Here is a 16,875-nt window from a genome sequence, read left to right on the forward strand (position 1 = left end):
TTCCAGTGGGCGCTAGCGCACCGTATTCTGGGCATATCACTGACCGAGAGACTGTTGATCAGTACCCGTCACCCCAACCGGGGACTGTCGTAGGGAGGCGCCGTGCCGCTCTCTGAACACGAGCAGCGCATGCTCGACCAGATCGAGCAGGCGCTGTATGCCGAGGACCCGAAGTTCGCGAACACCGTTCGGCACACGAACCCCGCGGTCCATTACAAGCGCTGGATCATCAAAGCCGTACTCGGGTTCTTCATCGGTGTCGTCCTGTTGCTGGCGGGCCTTCTGATCGGTAACCCGGTCATGCAGGTCATCATCAGCGTCACCGGCTTCCTCACCATGCTGGCCTGCGTCCTGTGGGGCGCCAACGCCTGGCGCAAGTCCCCCGCGGGCGGTGCCGAGGCCGCCGCGCCCGCGGCCGAGGGCAAGCGCAAGCGCAAGGGTGAGGGCCGTCCGGGCATGATGAACCGTTTCGAGGAGCGCTGGCGTCGTCGCCAGGAGGGCGAGGAGTAGCCTCCGAGCCGGGTTCGCGTACGACCTCGACGGCGGGGTCCACACCCTTGGTGTGGACCCCGCCGCTGTCGTGGTCCGTCTCTCTAGGAGGCCTTCGGCCGCCCTTGCGCTAGGGCACGGTGCCCGGCGGGCCGGCTCAGGCGGGGGAGGGGGCGGGACGCGGCGTCCCCCGCCGCCAGGGGGCCAGTGAGCGAGGGAGCAGCAGGGCCCTCGCCCGGTCCCACCGGGAGGAGACCGCCGCCAGCGCCGCACAGGCCGTGCGCAGGTCCGCGCCGACGCCGTGGACGGGGGCGGGGGCGGGGGCGTAGCGGGCCGCTTCCTCCGCCAGCGCCAGGCGCAGCAGCGCGTCGCGGGCCGGAGCGGGCGGATCGGTGGTCGCCGTCAGGCGCGCGGCCGTGGCACGGGGGCTCTCCGCAGGGTCCCAGGGGATCCCCAGGTCTGTGGAGGTGGCGCAGAGTTCCCGCCAGGCGGCGTGCGTGGCCGCCGTCGGCGGGCCCGAGGACAGGGCGGCCGCGCGTGATCCGCGCAGCAGGGCGCGGACCAGCGCGGGAAGGCACGACAGCAGCAGTACGGCGGCCAGGGCCGCTCCCACCGCGGGCAGCCAGGAGGGGACGCCCCGGTCGGTGTCCTGCCCGAAGGCGGCCGAGGGGGAGGCGGTCGCCCCGTCCCCGGCCGCCCCGCCGCTCTCGTCGGCTGAGGGGGCGCTCTCCCGGTCGGTGCCGGTCTCCGAGGCCTCGGGGCGCTCGGTCTCCTCCGCCGGGTCCCGTTCCGGCGGATCGTCGGAGGTGTAGTCGGGCACGGTGGCCGTTCCCTGCGCGTCGGGGCTGCTCGGGGTCGGCTCGAACCGGATCCAGCCCATGCCCTCGAAGTACAGTTCCGGCCAGGCGTGCGCGTCGGCCCGGGTCACCGTCCAGTGACCCTCCTCGGAGCGCTCGCCCGGGGTGAAGCCCGTGGCCAGCCGGGCGGGGATGCCCAGGTGACGGGCCAGCGCCGCCATGGCACCGGCGAAGTGCTGGCAGTAGCCCGTGCGGTCCTCCAGGAGGAAGTGGGTGAGCAGGTCCCGGCCTCCGGGCACCGGGGAGGGCTCCAGCGTGTAGGTGAAGGAATCACCCGTGAAGAACTCCTGGAGGGCGATGGCCTGAGCGTGGGGCGAGTCCGCACCCTCGGTCACGTCCTCGGCCAGGTCCGCGACGCGCGGGTCCAGGGCCTCGGGCAGCGAGAGATAGTGCTGCGGCGCCGAACGGGCCGGACCCGTGGCGGCCAGTTCCGCGGCCGAGGGCTCGTCCGTCGCCGACACCACCGTGTAGTTGAGGCCGGTGCTCCCGCTCTCGGTGGTGAACACCGCGAGGGTCTCCGGGGCGGTGTACCACTCTCCGGGCGCTTCCAGGGCGCGCGGCCAGTAGGGCACCGGAAGGAAGTCCATCGGCGGGGTGTCGGGGTCCAGGGAGATCCGGGTGGAGACCGTGTCCCCTCCGGTGCCGGACCGCCAGTCCGTCGGCAGCGGCAGGGCGCCGCGCACCCGGCGCTCCTCCTCGGCGTCGACCGGTGACATCGTCCAGTTCACGCCGTCGAACTCGTCCAGGACGTGGGTGCGCAGGTACTCCGGCTTCTCGGCGTCAGTGCTGTAGGTCAGCACCGGATCGTCGGAGAGCGAGAGCACGTTGCGTTCGAGGGAGGACATCGGGTTGGTCGTGGTGATGACCTCCGGTCCCCTCGGTCCCTGGCTGACCCCCTCTGCCATGAGGTAGAGGAAGCCGCTGCCCAGGAACGGGATCGACAGCGGTACCACCAGTGATGCCGCCGCGGCCACCGCGATGGACACGGTGACGACCGCGGCGCGTCGCAGCGCGTTGAGGAGCCGTACGGAGGGGCCGGAGCCGTCCGGGACGCGCGTGCCCCACTGGCGGCCCCGCAGCCACATGTCCGCGGCGAGCAGGAGCAGGAAGCCGGTGGCCGCGCTCACCGCCGCTCCGGCGCCCACCCCGGTGTCGTCCACGGTCAGGGGGATCGCCAGGATCGCGAGGACGGGCCCCCCGACCAGTCCCGGGCAGCGCGCGGTCACCGCGAGGAAGTCGGCCGCCACCGTGAGCGCGGTGAAGGCCAGGGCCGTGATGAACATGACCCCGGTGGAGGCGGTGACCGGCGGGGGGCTGAAGTCGATGTCGTCGATCCCCTGGTCCAGGAGCAGGTACAGGGCCGAAACGGTCTCGCCGGTGGGGACCAGGCCCAGCCAGCCGGTGTGGGCCGCGAACAGCGGGGTGGCGACCGCGCCCGCCGCGAGCAGTTGGAGGAACGGCACGGCGAGGGAACTCCGGCCGCTCAGCCGGTACAGGGCGGAGGCGGCGGCCGCGGCGGTCATCATGGCCGCGGCCGCCGCCCACCAGCCGGAGCCCGTCACGACCGTGCCCAGCAGGGGCAGGGACATGAGCAGGGCGACCAGGACGGCCAGGGGCATGAGGGCTCTCAACGCGGTCCCTTCCCGAGGGCGGTGGGTGTGTTCGCGGTCGAGGCGACCCCCCGCCACAGGTCGGGCAGTTCGCTCAGGTCGCCGACGAGCAGGACGTGCCAGCCGCCGGACTCCAGGACCCGCGCGGTGCCGTGCGGGGCGTCGGCGGAGGGCCAGGCGGCGCGGGTGCACAGCACCGCCACGCGTGTTCCGCGGGAGAGGTCGGCCAGGGCCGCGGCCTCTTCGGCGGTCATGGCCCCGAGCACGGCCACGACCATGTCGGGCGGTTCGCCGTGGTGGGAGCCGAGCGCGTCGATCGAGCCCAGCAGGCCGGTCATGTCGGAGGGCTCGGCCACGGCCAGCGCGTCCAGCATGCTGCCGGAGGAGGGGGTGTGCACACGCCCCAGTTCGGTGTGCAGGCGCAGGTCGTGGCCCAGGCCGGTCAGGTGCGCGGAGACCGAGGCCGCGACGCCCACCGCGGTCTCCAGGGAGCCGTGCGGCCCGGCCCCGAGGTGGGCCGGGGCCCGGGTGTCCAGGAGCACCACGCTGCTCTCGCGCCGGTGCTGTTCGTCGCGGCGGACCATGAGCCTTCCGTGTTTGGCGGTCGAACGCCAGTGCACGCGACGCAGGTCGTCGCCGTGCTGGTACTCGCGCGGAACGGGGTCCTGCTCTCCCGCGCTGGATACCGCGCTGCGCGGGGCGTCCCCGCTCTGGGAGCCGTCGGCGGCCCCGACCGGGGCCAGGGGCACCGTCACAGGGGTGACGAGCAGGAGGGAGGGCGCCCCCACGTAGCGGGTGACGCGTACGCACCCCAGGGGGTCGACCACCTCCACGCGCAGGGGCCCCAGCGGGTAGCCGCCGCGTACGGTGGGGCGCACCAAGTAGGTCACGTCGCGTACCGCGCCCCTGGCCAGGCGGCCGAGGGTGAACCGGGGCGCCCCGCCCAGCGGGACGGGGAGGGCGTCCTCCAGGAACACGGAGGCCACCGCCCACATCGGGGAGATGTTGCCCAGACGGAGCAGGACGCGTGCGTTGTGTCCGGCGGGCACCCTCGGGGGGCGTATTGCCCGGCTTTGGGTGATCCGTGCGGCGGTGCCGGCCACCGTGGCCGCCGCGGCCAGCGGCACGGCCGTCAGCAGGGCCCCCAGGCCCACGATCTCGCGCTGCCCGATGAGCACCCCCGCCACCAGGGAGACGACGCCCAGGAGGAGCATCGTCCAGCCGCGGACGGTGAGGGTGCGGTGCGTCCGGCCGTCGGGTGTCGCCGGTGTCACTGCGGTCCGGGGACGGGGAGGCGGGAGACCAGTTTGGCGACCACCTGCTCGGCGCTCATGCGTTCCATGCGCGCCTCGGGGGCCAGGATGAGCCGGTGGGCGAGCACGGGGACCGCCAGTGCCTGGACGTCGTCGGGAACGATGTAGTGCCGACCGTCCAGGGCGGCGTAGGCGCGGGCGGCGCGCACCAGGTGCAGGGTCGCCCGGGGGGAGGCGCCCAGGTGCAGGTCGGGGCTGGTCCTCGTGGAGTTGACCAGGTCGACGACGTAGCGGCGCATGCCCGGCGCGACGTGGATCGCGCCCACCTGTTCGGCCAGGTGGCGGATCTGGGACGAGGTGGAGACGGGTGCCAGGTCCGCCAGGGGCGAGCGGGCGCTGTGGGAGTCGATCATGTCCAGTTCGGCCTGGGGCGCGGGGTAGCCGACCGACACGCGGGCCATGAACCGGTCCCGCTGCGCCTCGGGGAGGGCGTAGGTGCCCTCCATGTCGGACGGGTTCTGGGTGGCCACCACCATGAAGGGCCGTTCCAGGGTGCGTGAGCGGCCGTCGACGCTGACCTGGCGCTCCTCCATGCACTCCAGGAGCGCGGCCTGGGTCTTGGGGGAGGCGCGGTTGATCTCATCACCCAGCACGATGTTGGCGAACACCGGCCCCGGGCTGAACTCGAACGCGTTTCGGTCCTGGTGGTAGACGTTCACGCCGGTGATGTCGCTGGGCAGCAGGTCGGGGGTGAACTGGATCCGCTGCACGGAGCAGTCCACCGCTTGGCCGAGCGCCTTGGCGAGCATGGTCTTGCCGACGCCGGGGACGTCCTCGATGAGCAGGTGGCCCTCGGCCAGGAGCACCGTCAGCGCGATGCGCAGGAGCTCCGGTTTGCCCTCGATGACGGTTCCGATGGCGTGGCGGATGCGGTCGGCGGCGGCGACGACCGCGCCGACATCCGTGTGGACGCCCCCCTGGCCGCCGTGCTGTGTGCCGAGTGACACGAGACCCTCCCGCTTCCCTGAGCTCCGTGTTTCGGTGTCGGTCCGAGGCTAGAGCCATTCCGAGCGATTGCAAACCGAAGTGTCGGAATCGGCCCTCGTTCACTACCGGTACGGGCCGGATGGCGTCGTACGTGGTCGGATGGGCTTACCGGACCACTCATGTCACAGGTGTCCCTGAGGCGCCCCCGGTGTCCGGAACCGCGTTCCCCCAGGTGTGCGGCGCCGAACCCCGGGGCGTCCGGCACCGCCCGAACGGTTTTCGGTCCGGCGGACTTGCGTGGGCGCGGGTGCCACAAGGAGGCGGGACCCCGGCGCCCCACCCGAAGCCACTCGGATGACCTGTGTCTTCGCTGATCGAAGCCGGTGCGGACACGGTTCGGAGCTGTTGACGGTGGGGGAGGGTGGAGTAGAGTGGGGCATCGTGGAGGGGGTGAACGCCCCACAGCGAGGGCGAGGAGGTGGCGCGGTGTTTCTCGGCACTCACACGCCACGCCTCGACCAGAAGGGACGGCTGTTCCTCCCCGCGAAGTACCGCGACGAACTGTCGGGGGGACTGGTGATCACGAAAGGCCAGGAGCACTGCCTCTACGTCTTTCCGATGGAGGAGTTCCGGCGCGTCACCGAGGCGCTGAGTTCGGCTCCGGTCACCGCCAAGGCGGTTCGCGACTACGGCAGGGTGCTGTTCGCCAGCGCCTCGGACGAGTCCTGTGACAAACAGGGCAGGGTCACCATCCCGCAGAAGCTGCGCGAGTACGCGGGGCTTCAGCACGAGTGCGTCGTCGTCGGCGCCAACACGCGGCTGGAGATCTGGGCCGCACAGGCCTGGGCCGAGTACGAGGCGGAGCAGGAGCAGGCCTTCGCGCGACTCTCGGAGGAGGTGCTGCCCGGGGTGCTGTGAGGCCGGCGCCACCCGCGCCGGAGCGAGCGGCACGACCATCACACCCTTTGCAGGCCGGTGTCCGTCCGGGACCTTCGGGCACGGCGCGAGCGGGCTGGCGCGACTTCCCCGGTGCCAGGCCGCGCACGTGGGTCCACCGGAAGGTGGACAATGGCGCCTGTGTTCCGAAGGCCCGGCCGGTTCCCGGCCGGGCCGCGCGGAACCCGCGGAGAAGCGCACCCGCGCGCCGCGGCGGATCCCGGGGGAGAGGGCGACAGCGTGGAGGAGCGGTACAGCGTGGGGGAGACCCGACGACCGGAGCACCCAGGGGCACCAGACCCCCTGCACGTGCCCGTCATGCTCGACCGGATCGTGGAGTTGCTCGCCCCCGCGCTCGACACCCCCGGTGCCCTGCTCGTCGACGGAACCCTGGGCCTGGGCGGCCACTCCGAGGCCCTGCTCCGGGCCTGCCCCGGCGCACGCCTGGTCGGTGTGGACCGCGACCCCACCGCCCTGGAGCGCAGCGCCCGCCGGCTGGCGCCCTACGCCGATCGCACCCACTTCGTCCACGCGGTCTACTCCGACCTCCCGCGCGCCCTGGACGAGGCCGGAGCGGGCGAGGCCGACGCCGTCCTCCTCGACCTCGGGGTGTCCTCGCCCCAGCTCGACGAGACCGAACGCGGCTTCGCCTACGCCCACGACGCCCCCCTGGACATGCGGATGGACCGCACCCAGGACCTCACCGCGTCGGAGGTGGTCAACACCTACCCGCCGGCCGAGCTCGCCCGTGTCCTGCGCACCTACGGCGAGGAGCGCTTCGCCACACGCATCGCCCGCGCGATCGAGCGCCGTCGCGCACAGGGTCCCATCACCTCCACCCGCGACCTGGCCGAGCTGGTCCGCGCGGCCATCCCCGCCGCCACCCGCCGTACGGGGGGACACCCCGCCAAACGCACTTTCCAGGGCCTGCGCATCGAGGTCAACGCCGAACTGTCCCTCCTCGAACGCGCCCTGCCCGCGGCCCTCTCCCACCTTGCGCTCGGCGGGCGCATCGCCGTGCTCTCCTACCACTCCCTTGAGGACCGGATGGTCAAGAGGGCGCTGGCCGCCCTGGCCACGGACACCACCCCCGCCGACCTCCCGGTGCCCCTCCCCGACCGCCAGCCGGAGCTGCGACTCCTCACCCGGGGAGCGGAGCCGCCCACGGAGGAAGAGAACGAGCGCAATCCGCGCGCGCAGTCGGCCCGGCTCCGCGCGGCCCAACGCGTGCGCCGACCGTCGCCGCACGCGCCCAGCTAGGGAGACAGATGAGTTCGAGCACGGACACGCGGCGCGCACCCCGCCGTGCGGGGACGGGTACTCCGACCACCCGGACGCGCCCTGAGACGGGCCGGCGCGAAGGCACGGCGTCCCCGAACGAGGGCAGAGCCGCCCGCACGGCGCCCCAGCCCTCGGGCGGTCCCGCCCGTGCTCGCACCGGTCGGGGACGCGCGCCGCGCATCCCCTTCGTCCTGCTCATCCTGTGCCTGCTCGGCGGCGCACTGGTCAGCCTGCTCCTGCTGCGCAGCGTCATCGCCCAGGAGACCTTCACCATCGCCCGGCTCCAGACGGAGAACCGGGAACTGGCCTACATCGAACAGCAGCTCCAGGAACGGGTCTCCCGGTTGGAGAGCTCCGAGCGCATCGCCGATGAGGCCGAGGAGATGGGCATGGAGCAGACCGGCGAGGCCCCGCTCTTCCTGGACCTGGACAACGGTGAGATCACCGGGGACGACGAGGGCCGCCGGTGAGTGCGCCCCGTGACCGGCGCCCCCGCGACCCCAGACGCCCCGGCGCGGCCAACCGGACCGGGGCCCGGCCGGCCCAGCAGCCCAGGCCCGGGGCCACCCGCCCCGACGGCGCCGCGCGCACCCGTGCGCGCCCCACAGGCCGCCCCTCCCACGGCCGCCGCCGCGAACGGGAGCGCACGGCACGCCGCCACCGTGCCGCACCGCCGACCCCGCCACTGCTCAGACGGACCTTCCAGCGGGGCGACCCGGGCAAGCGGATCAGGTTCGGCGGCGTGCTCATCGTCGTGATCCTGCTGCTGTTCGCCGGACGGCTCACCCAGATCCAGGGCCTGGAGGCGGAGACCTACGCGGAGGCCGCCTCCAACATGCGCCTGCAGACCATCGACATTCCCACCCTGCGCGGGCAGATCACTGACGTCCACGGCGCCCCGTTCGCGCTGTCGGTGGAGGTGCGCCGGGTCTTCGTCGACCCCGAGGAGGTCGATCCGGACGAGCGCGACCGGCTGGTGGACGAACTCGTCTCCCGCTTCGGCCTGGAAGAGGACGAGGCGGCGGAGGCGGTGGACGCCAAGCCCAGCCGCTACCAGGTGGTGGCGACCGGTGTCCTGCCCGGGGAGTGGGCCGCGCTGCGTGATCTGGGCCTGTCCGGGGTGGGGGCACAGGTCGACTACCGCAGGTCCTACCCGGAGGAGACCGGCGCCGCCGACCTCGTGGGCTTCGTCGGGGACGAGGGCCACGGCCTAGAGGGCCTGGAGGGCTACCTCGACTCCGTGCTCGCCGGACAGCAGGGCAAGCGCCAGGTCGAGGTCGGTATGGACGGCACGCAGATCCCCATGGCCGGCGGGCTCGTCCGCGAACCCGTCCCCGGACAGGACGTGCGCCTGACCCTGGACCGCGACGTCCAGTGGTACGCCTACCAGGTCCTCGCCGAGCGGGTGGACGAACTGGAGGCCGAGGGCGGCAGCGTGATCGTGATGCGCCCGACCGGTGAGATCCTCGCGATGGCCGACTACCCCTCCTACTCCCAGAGCGAGGTCTTCGAGGCGGACCAGGAGGACTGGGCCAACGGCGCGGTGCACGAGATCTTCGAACCGGGCAGTACCAACAAGGTCATCACGATGGGCGCGGCCCTGGAGCGGGGGATCACCACCCCCGAGACCGTCTACACGGTGCCCTACTCGATCCAGTACTACGACCAGACCTTCCGCAACTCCACCAACAACGGCACACAGCGACTGACGGTCAACGGCATCATGGCCCAGTCCAGCAACGTGGGCACCATCCAGATCGCCGACGAGGTCGGCGCGGGCGTCCTGCACTCGTACATGGAGGACTTCGGTCTCGGCCAGCCCACCGGGCTCGAACTTCCCGGCGAGGAGGCCGGCATCCTCACCCACCCCGACGACTGGTGGGGGACCCAGTTGCCCTCGGTCTCCATCGGCCACGGCGTCTCCGTCAACGCCGCCCAGATGGCCTCGGTGTACGCCACCATCGCCAACGGCGGTGTGCGCGCCGAACCGCGCGTGGTGGCCGGGACCGTGGACGCCGAGGGCGGTTTCACCCCGTCGGAGGGGGGCGAGCGCCGCCGCGTGGTCAGCGAGGAGACCGCGCGGCAGCTCGCGCTCATGCTGGAGGCGGTCACCAGCGACGAGGGCACCGCGCCCCAGGCACGCATCGACGGCTACCGCGTGGCGGGCAAGACCGGTACGGCCAACCGGATCAACCCCGAGACCGGGCGCTACCGGGGCGGCGGCTACACGGCGACCTTCGCCGGGTTCGCGCCGGCCGACGACCCCGAACTGGTGGTCCAGGTGGTCCTGCACGACCCGCAGCGGAGCTACTACGGCGGTGAGGCCGCCGGACCGGTGTTCAACGACATCATGTCCTTCGCGCTGCGCTCCATGCAGGTCCCGCCGACCGGTACCGAGCCGCCCGCCCTCCGCCTGTTCGAGGACGAGGTCTAGAGGGGGAGGCTCCGGTCCAGGTGGGAACGGATGGACCGGATGTGCTCGGGGCCGGTGCGGCAGCATCCGCCCACGAGCACGGCGCCCTCCGCGCACCACCGGGCGGCCGCCCTGCCGAACGCCTCGGGGTCGCCCGTACCGGTCCAGCGCCGCCGCCGGACGTCCCACACCTCGCCCGAGTTGGGGTAGGCCACCGCGGGCAGGCCCGCCGAGGCCACCGTGCGCACCGCCTCGGCGGCGAACGGGGGCGCGGTGCAGTTGACCCCCACCGCCACCAGAGTACCGTCGGCGTGCCACGGGGCCAGCTCGGCGGCCACCTCGCGCAGGGAGGTGCCGTCGCTGATGTGGCCGCCGTCGGAGCAGGTGAAGCTCAGCCACGTGCGCACCCACGGCGTCTCCGCCATCAGGCGCACCAGGGCCCGCGCCTCGGGCAGGGACGGGACCGTCTCGCACGCCACCAGATCGGCCCCGGCGCCGGCCAGCAGGTGCCAGCGCTCGCGGTGCCAGTCCACCAGCGCGTCCTCGTCCAGGCCGTAGCGGCCGGTGTACTCGGACCCGTCCGCGCGCGCCGCGCCGTAGGGGCCCACCCCCGCGGCGACGAGCCCCGAGCCGAAGGCGTCCCGCTCCCGCAGGGCCAGCTCCACCGAGGAGGCCACCAGTGCCCGTGCCCCGGCCTCCCCGAACCCCCGGGCGGCCAGCTCCGGCAGGCTCGCCTGGTACCCGGCGGCGATCACCACGTCCGCCCCCGCCTCCAGGTACTCCCTGTGCACGCGGCGCACCGCCTCCGGGGCTTCGGCCAGCAGCCGCGCCGACCACAGACCGCCTCCCAGGTCGTACCCGTAGGACTCCAGACGTGTTGCCAGGCCGCCGTCCACCACCAGCGGCCGCTCCCCGAACACGCACGCGGCCATCGCCGCCACCCCCCGTCTCCCGGCAGTCTGCCACGCGGACGCACCTTGCGTAACCTGGGAGAAACCCCCGCAGGGGGATTACGCGTCGGTCGCAGCGTGGAAATTACCGAGCGGGCCTCCGCAGCCGTTAACCTCCACTCGTGCCACCGGTAATGCGACCTGAACACACTCAGCCACGTCCGCTCTCCGCCCTGGCGACGCTGCTCGGGCCGGGAACCACGCTCCTGCGCCCGCACACGGGCGCCGAATCCGCCGCCGAGGTGCCCGGCGAGGAGGTACGCGGCATCACCCACGACTCTCGCCGGGTCGGCCCCGGCGACCTGTACGCGGCACTGCCCGGGACACGGGTCCACGGCGCCGTCTTCTGCGCCCAGGCGGCAAAGGCGGGCGCCGCCGCCGTCCTCACCGACCCCGAGGGCGCGGAACGGGCGTCGGAGACCGGCCTGCCGGTCCTGGTCGTCCCCGACGCGCGGGCCGCGCTCGGCACCGTGGCGGCGTGGGTCTTCGGCGACCCCGCACGGGACCTGCTCCTGATCGGTACCACCGGGACCAGCGGAAAGACCACCATCACCTACCTGGTGGAGTCCGGTCTGCGCCGGGCCGGCATGAGCACCGGCCTCATCGGAACCGTCGAGATGCGCGTCGGCGACGAGCGCGTCGCCTCCTCGCTCACCACCCCGGAGGCCACCGACCTGCACGGCTTGTTCGCTCTCATGCGTGAACGCGGCGTGGCCGCCGCGGCCATGGAGGTCTCCAGCCACGCCCTGGCCCTGGGGCGGGTCGGCGGCACCCGCTACGACGTCGCCGTCTTCACGAACCTGTCCCAGGACCACCTGGACTTCCACACGGACCTGCGCGACTACTTCGAGACCAAGGCCCGACTGTTCACCCCCGAGTACTGCGAGATCGCCGTCGTCAACACGGACGACCGCTTCGGCCGCGCGCTCGTGGACATGGTGCGCGCCGACGGAGCCGTCCCCGTCACCACGTTCGGTGTGGAGGGCTGCTCGGACGCCGCGTCGGCCAACGGGATACCGGTCGACTGGCGCGCCGTCGACGTGGTCCTGGGGGTGACCGGTAGCACCTTCCGCGTCGTCGGCCCCGGCGGCATGGAGGCGGCCGCCTCCGTCGCCCTGCCTGGGCCCTTCAACGTCTCCAACGCCATGGCCGCGATCGTCGGCCTGGTCGAGGCCGGGATCCCCCTGGACACGGCGATCTCCGGGGTCGCCGCCGCCCCCGGGGTCCCCGGCCGCATGGAGCCCGTGGTGGTCCGCACCGTGCCCGGTGCCGAACAGGACGTCACCGCCATCGTTGACTACTCCCACAAGCCGGGGGCGATCGAAGCGGTCCTGTCCGCCCTGCGCACCACCACACGGGGCCGGCTCACGATGGTCGTGGGATGCGGAGGCGACCGGGACCGCGTCAAACGTCCGCTCATGGGCGAGGCGGCCGCCCGGCTCGCCGACCAGGTGATCATCACCAACGACAACCCCCGCAGCGAGGACCCCGTCGCGATCGCCGCCGCAGTGCTGGAGGGCGTGGCCAAGGTGCCCGAGGAACAGCGCGCGCACGTGACCGTCGAACTCGACCGTGCCGAGGCCATCGCCCTGGCCGTGGACCGCGCCGGGGCCGGCGACGTGATCGTCGTGGCCGGGAAGGGGCACGAGACCGGCCAGTACGCCAAGGGGCGCGTGGTGCCCTTCGACGACCGCGAGGTGCTCGCCCGGGCTCTGGAGGAGCGCCTCAGGGCCAGCGCCCGCGAACGTCTCGGCCTCGCCCTCCAGGACATCCACAGGGTGCCCGGCGAGGGGTGAGCGGACCTCGGCGGGCGACGCGCCGGGGCGCGCGTACCGCACCCCGGCGCGCTGCGCGCTGATCGTTGTGTTCTGCGTGCTCGGACGGGTTACGAAGTGGCGCATATTGCTCCACACGGGCCCCAGGAGGACCCCGGACACCCCAACATGTTCTAAGGTAGGCAATCGCAGCCCGGAAACGTGTCGCCCACGGTGGCTCACACGGCAGCGGCGAGGGCCGCGCTGCTCGGTACGGCCCCTACGACACCGCACACGGTATCCGCGGTGCTTTCCCCTGACCTGAAACTCCGGCCGGGCGGCCGAGCGCCCCCTGCGGCGCCGTGAGCCGGGCCTGACATGAGGAGTGGATTTGATCGCGCTCACGCTCGATCGGATCGCCGAGATCACCCAGACCGCCATCGGCGGATCGGCGCGCCCCGACAGTGTCGTCGACGGTCCCGTCGTCATCGATTCCCGCGGAGCGGCACCGGGTGCGCTCTTCGTGGCCCTCAAGGGCGAACGCGTGGACGGGCACGACTTCGCCGCCGCCGCGGTTGAGGCAGGTGCGGCGGCTGTCCTGGCCTCCCGGCCCGTCGACGCGCCCCACCTGCTGGTGGACGGCGGAGGGGACGAGGCGGTCGTTGCGGCCCTGGCCCGCCTGGCCGCCTACGTGGCCAGAGAGCTGAGCGACCCCGCCCGGGGTACGGACGCCGCCCAGATCGTCGGGATCACCGGTTCCTCCGGAAAAACCACCACCAAGGACCTCGTCGCCCAGGTCGTCGGCGGCCTCGGCCCCACCGTGGCACCCGCCGGATCGTTCAACAACGAGATCGGCCACCCGCTCACGGTGCTGCGCGCCGACACCGGCACCCGCCACCTCGTCCTGGAGGTCGCGGCCCGCGGGATCGGGCACATCGCCCACCTGTGCCGTGTGGCACCGCCCCGCATCGGGGTGGTCCTCAACGTCGGCAGTGCCCACATGGGCGAGTTCGGCGGCCGGGACGCCATCGCCCGCGCCAAGGGGGAACTCGTCGAGGCGCTCCCGCCCGGCGGGGAGCGGCGCGGCGGCGGTGGCGTGGCCGTCCTCAACGCCGACGACCCCCGAGTGAACGCGATGGCCGCGCGTACCCGGGCCAGGGTGGTCACCTACGGTCTGGCCGAGGACGCCGACGTACGCGCCTCGGATGTGCTCCTGGAGGACACCGGGGCCCCCTCCTTCACTCTTCACCTGGACGGTTCCACCGCCCGGGTGCGGTTGGCGCTCGTGGGCGCCCACCAGGTACACAACGCGTTGGCGGCCGCCGTGGTCGCCGACGAACTCGGCATGGACATCGAGGCGATCGCCGCCGCACTCGGCGCGGCGGTCCCGGCGAGCCGGTGGCGCATGGAAGTCACCGAGCACGACGGCGTCACGCTCGTCAACGACGCCTACAACGCCAACCCCGAGTCCATGCGCGCGGCACTGACCACCCTGGGCGCCCTCGCACGGGAGCGGCGCTCCATCGCCGTGCTCGGCCTCATGGGCGAGCTCGGGGAGCAGGCCCACCAGGCGGAGCACGAACGGGTGGGGGAGATGGCCGCCGAGACCGGCGTGTCCCACCTGGTCGTGGTCGGCGAGGGGGCCGAGGGGATCGCCGTCGGCGCCGAGCGCGCCGCCCGCGACGGTCGGTGGCGCGGCGAGTGCGTCCGGGTTCCGGACGCCGAGCGGGCGGCCCCGGCCGTGCGCGAGCGGATGCGTGCAGGAGACGTCGTCATTGTGAAGGGATCGAGGGTGGCAGCGCTCGAAAGGGTTATCGACCTCATCACCAAGGGTGATGCCCAGTGATCGGTATCGCCATCGCGGCGGCGATCTCACTGATCGTGTCCATGGCGCTGATGCCGCCGCTGATCAAACTCCTCTACCGTTTCAAGTTCGGCCAGGAGGTCCGCGACGACGGGCCCGAGGGACACAAGACCAAGCAGGGCACGCCCACCATGGGCGGTATCGTCATCATCCTCGGTGCGGTACTGGGCTACTTCGGCTCCCACCTCGCACTGTGGCTGATCCAGCCCTCCGCCACAGGCCCCACCGCCTCCGGTCTGCTCGTGATGTTCCTCTTCGTGGGGATGGGCTGCGTCGGCTTCCTCGACGACTTCATCAAGATCTACAAGCGCCGCAGCCTGGGTCTGCGCAGCGGTGCGAAGATGGTCGGCCAGGCCGTGGTCGGCGTGGGCTTCGCCTACGGCGTCACCATGTTCCCCAACGGCTACGGCTACACCCCCGCCGCCCCCAGCCTCTCCCTCCTCCGAGACTTCGGCCCCCCGCTGATGATCGGCCTGTTCATCCTCTGGGCCCTGTTCCTCATCGTCGGCTTCTCCAACGCGGTCAACCTCACCGACGGCCTCGACGGCCTGGCCACCGGTGCCACCATCCTGTCCCTGGTCGCCTACGTCCTCATCGGCAACTGGCAGTTGCGCCAGTCCTGCGTGGCATACCTCGCGGACAACTGCTACACGGTCCGCGACCCCCTGGACCTGGCGGTGGTCGCGGCGGCGGCGCTCGGCTCGTGCATCGCGTTCCTGTGGTTCAACGCCCCGCCCGCGAAGATCTTCATGGGCGACACCGGCTCCCTGGCCCTGGGCGGCCTCATCGTCGGCCTGGCCATCACCACCCGGACCCAGCTCCTGCTGCTGCTCATCGGCGGCCTCTTCGTCATCATCACCATGTCGGTGATGATCCAGATCGGCTCCTTCCGCCTCACCGGCAAGCGCGTGTTCCGTATGGCCCCCCTACAGCACCACTTCGAGCTCAAGGGGTGGGCCGAGACGACCATCGTGATCCGCTTCTGGATCATCCAGGGCCTGTTCGTGGCGATCTCGATCGGACTGTTCTACCTGGAATGGATGCCGAGGTAATGCCGCACCACCGCTCCGCCTTCGAGGGAAGGCACGTCTGTGTCGCCGGCCTGGGTGTCTCCGGTCCCCCCGTGGCCCGGGTGCTCTTGGAGCGCGGGGCGCACGTGGTCGTCGTCGACGGCCGCGACGACGGCACCACCCGTCCGGTGGCCGCCGAGCTGACGGCGGCCGGGGCCGAGGTCGTCCTCGGCGACACGCCCCTGCCGCACCCCTGTGACCTGGTCGTCACCTCGCCCGGGTGGCGCCCCGACTCCTCGCTCCTGGTCCGGGCCGCCGAGGCGGGCCTCGAGGTGATCGGGGACGTGGAGCTGGCCTGGCGGCTCAAGCCCGCCGACCAGGTGTGGCTGGCCATCACGGGTACGAACGGCAAGACCACCACCGTCCGCATGCTGGAGGCGATGCTTCGCGCGGACGGGCGCGACGCGCTCGCCGTGGGCAACGTGGGCACCCCCGTCGTCGACGCCGTGCTGCCCGACGCCGACGGCCGCGTCCACGACGTCCTGGCGGTGGAGCTGTCCAGCTTCCAGCTGCACTGGTCCTCCACCCTGGCCCCCCATGCCGCTGCCGTCCTCAACGTCGCCCCCGACCACCTGGACTGGCACGGCGGGATCACCGCCTACGCCCGGGCCAAGGGCCGGATCTTCGCCCGCGGCACCCTCCGCGTGGCCAACACGGCCGACGCCTGGTCCATGCGCCTGGCCGAGGAGGACGGCGACCCGCACACACCCCTGGTCGGGCTCCGTCTGGACACCCCCCGGGCGGGGGAGCTGGGGGTGGTCGAGGACCTGCTGGTCGATCGCGCCTTCGTCGAGGACCCGTCGAGCAGCGCCGAGGAACTCGCGAACCTGGCCGACGTGCGCCCCGCTGCCCCCCACAACGTGGCCAACGCCCTGGCCGCCGCCGCTCTGGCGCGCTCCGTCGGGGTGGCCCCCGCCTCGGTGAGGGCCGGACTGGCCGCGTTCGTCCCCGAACCGCACCGCATCGCCCACGTCGCCGCCGTGGCCGGGGTCGACTACGTCGACGACTCCAAGGCCACCAACCCGCACGCCGCGGCGGCTTCGCTCGGCGCCTACCCCTCCGTGGTGTGGGTCGCCGGCGGGCTGCTCAAGGGCGCCGACGTCGACGAGCTCGTGGCTTCGGCGGTCGGTCGCCTGCGCGGCGCGGTCCTCATCGGCGCCGACCGGGCGCGGCTGCGCGAGGCCCTGGCCGAACACGCGCCCGGGGTCCCCGTGGTCGAGGTCGAGGGCCCCGCCGAGGACGCCCCGCAGGGGCACACCGTGATGGACGCGGTGGTCGCTGCCGCCGCCGACATGGCTGAGGAGGGGGACACCGTGCTGCTCGCACCGGCCGCCGCCTCCATGGACATGTTCACCAACTACCCCGAGCGGGGCCGCCTCTTCGCCGAGGCGGTCAAGCGCAGGTGCTGAGC

At 72.8% G+C, this 16,875-nt stretch carries 13 protein-coding genes; 9 read left to right on the plus strand and 4 right to left on the minus strand.

The genetic code is table 11. The features are described from left to right. The first annotated feature begins 102 nt into the window (after positions 1-102). Complete coding sequence (locus B042_RS0107330; RefSeq protein WP_028647743.1) at positions 103-510, plus strand: DUF3040 domain-containing protein; 408 nt, start codon at positions 103-105, stop codon at positions 508-510. Positions 511-646: 136 nt separating this feature from the next. Here the strand turns inward: B042_RS0107330 and B042_RS0107335 are convergent, their stop codons facing one another. From B042_RS0107335 to B042_RS0107345, 3 genes are read right to left on the minus strand one after another with little or no spacing between them, the layout of a single operon-like run. After that, complete coding sequence (locus B042_RS0107335; protein ID WP_369797683.1) at positions 647-2,977, minus strand: transglutaminaseTgpA domain-containing protein; 2,331 nt, start codon at positions 2,975-2,977, stop codon at positions 647-649. Continuing rightward, positions 2,974-4,230, minus strand: coding sequence for a DUF58 domain-containing protein (locus tag B042_RS0107340; RefSeq protein ID WP_028647745.1), 1,257 nt, complete (start codon positions 4,228-4,230; stop codon positions 2,974-2,976). Before B042_RS0107340 ends, B042_RS0107335 begins: the two co-directional genes overlap by 4 nt. Further along, a complete protein-coding gene (locus tag B042_RS0107345) occupies positions 4,227-5,216 on the minus strand; it encodes a MoxR family ATPase (protein ID WP_028647746.1) in 990 nt (329 codons plus the stop codon). Before B042_RS0107345 ends, B042_RS0107340 begins: the two co-directional genes overlap by 4 nt. Positions 5,217-5,682: 466 nt before the next feature. Here B042_RS0107345 and mraZ point away from each other — a divergent pair, with 466 nt between their 5' ends. The 4 genes from mraZ to B042_RS0107365 all read left to right on the plus strand — a co-directional run bounded on the left by mraZ (position 5,683) and on the right by B042_RS0107365 (position 9,847). Then, the gene (mraZ, locus tag B042_RS0107350) at positions 5,683-6,114 is read left to right on the plus strand and encodes a division/cell wall cluster transcriptional repressor MraZ (protein ID WP_028647747.1); all 432 of its coding nucleotides are present in this window, start codon (positions 5,683-5,685) and stop codon (positions 6,112-6,114) included. A gap of 276 nt (positions 6,115-6,390) precedes the next feature. Beyond that, the gene (gene rsmH / locus B042_RS22255; protein WP_255342309.1) at positions 6,391-7,392 is read left to right on the plus strand and encodes a 16S rRNA (cytosine(1402)-N(4))-methyltransferase RsmH; all 1,002 of its coding nucleotides are present in this window, start codon (positions 6,391-6,393) and stop codon (positions 7,390-7,392) included. An 8-nt stretch (positions 7,393-7,400) separates the two neighbouring features. Next, the gene (locus tag B042_RS0107360) at positions 7,401-7,883 is read left to right on the plus strand and encodes a hypothetical protein (RefSeq protein WP_028647748.1); all 483 of its coding nucleotides are present in this window, start codon (positions 7,401-7,403) and stop codon (positions 7,881-7,883) included. Beyond that, positions 7,880-9,847 carry a penicillin-binding protein 2 gene (locus tag B042_RS0107365; protein ID WP_028647749.1) on the plus strand — a complete coding sequence of 656 codons (1,968 nt, stop codon included), beginning with the start codon at positions 7,880-7,882 and terminating at the stop codon, positions 9,845-9,847. Before B042_RS0107360 ends, B042_RS0107365 begins: the two co-directional genes overlap by 4 nt. On the opposite strand, the gene mmuM is transcribed toward B042_RS0107365, so the two are convergent. Then, on the minus strand, positions 9,844-10,758 hold the full coding sequence (gene mmuM / locus B042_RS0107370; RefSeq protein WP_028647750.1) for a homocysteine S-methyltransferase: 915 nt from the start codon (positions 10,756-10,758) through the stop codon (positions 9,844-9,846). The two genes, B042_RS0107365 and mmuM, sit on opposite strands and share 4 nt — an antisense overlap. Positions 10,759-10,910: 152 nt before the next feature. Between mmuM and B042_RS0107375 the strand changes: the two genes are divergently transcribed. From B042_RS0107375 to murD, 4 genes are all read left to right on the plus strand, one after another. Continuing rightward, positions 10,911-12,572 (plus strand): UDP-N-acetylmuramoyl-L-alanyl-D-glutamate--2,6-diaminopimelate ligase, encoded by a 1,662-nt coding sequence (locus B042_RS0107375; protein WP_028647751.1) that lies wholly within the window; start codon positions 10,911-10,913, stop codon positions 12,570-12,572. A gap of 349 nt (positions 12,573-12,921) precedes the next feature. Next, positions 12,922-14,376 (plus strand): UDP-N-acetylmuramoyl-tripeptide--D-alanyl-D-alanine ligase, encoded by a 1,455-nt coding sequence (gene murF / locus B042_RS0107380; RefSeq protein ID WP_028647752.1) that lies wholly within the window; start codon positions 12,922-12,924, stop codon positions 14,374-14,376. After that, positions 14,373-15,446: a phospho-N-acetylmuramoyl-pentapeptide-transferase gene (gene mraY, locus B042_RS0107385; protein ID WP_028647753.1), complete on the plus strand. Its 1,074-nt coding sequence runs from the start codon at positions 14,373-14,375 to the stop codon at positions 15,444-15,446. Before murF ends, mraY begins: the two co-directional genes overlap by 4 nt. After that, positions 15,431-16,873, plus strand: coding sequence for a UDP-N-acetylmuramoyl-L-alanine--D-glutamate ligase (gene murD, locus B042_RS0107390; RefSeq protein ID WP_051415528.1), 1,443 nt, complete (start codon positions 15,431-15,433; stop codon positions 16,871-16,873). Before mraY ends, murD begins: the two co-directional genes overlap by 16 nt. Positions 16,874-16,875: the final 2 nt, after the last annotated feature.

The organism is Nocardiopsis sp. CNT312 (assembly GCF_000515115.1).
GTDB lineage: Bacteria > Actinomycetota > Actinomycetes > Streptosporangiales > Streptosporangiaceae > Nocardiopsis.

Bases quoted from the DNA above. Each gene is read 5' to 3' on its own strand.
- mmuM (WP_028647750.1), bottom strand. From the start codon at position 10,758: ATGGCCGCGTGCGTGTTCGGGGAGCGGCCGCTGGTGGTGGACGGCGGC.
- B042_RS0107360 (WP_028647748.1), top strand. From the start codon at position 7,401: ATGAGTTCGAGCACGGACACGCGGCGCGCACCCCGCCGTGCGGGGACG.
- B042_RS0107375 (WP_028647751.1), top strand. From the start codon at position 10,911: ATGCGACCTGAACACACTCAGCCACGTCCGCTCTCCGCCCTGGCGACG.
- murD (WP_051415528.1), top strand. From the start codon at position 15,431: ATGGATGCCGAGGTAATGCCGCACCACCGCTCCGCCTTCGAGGGAAGG.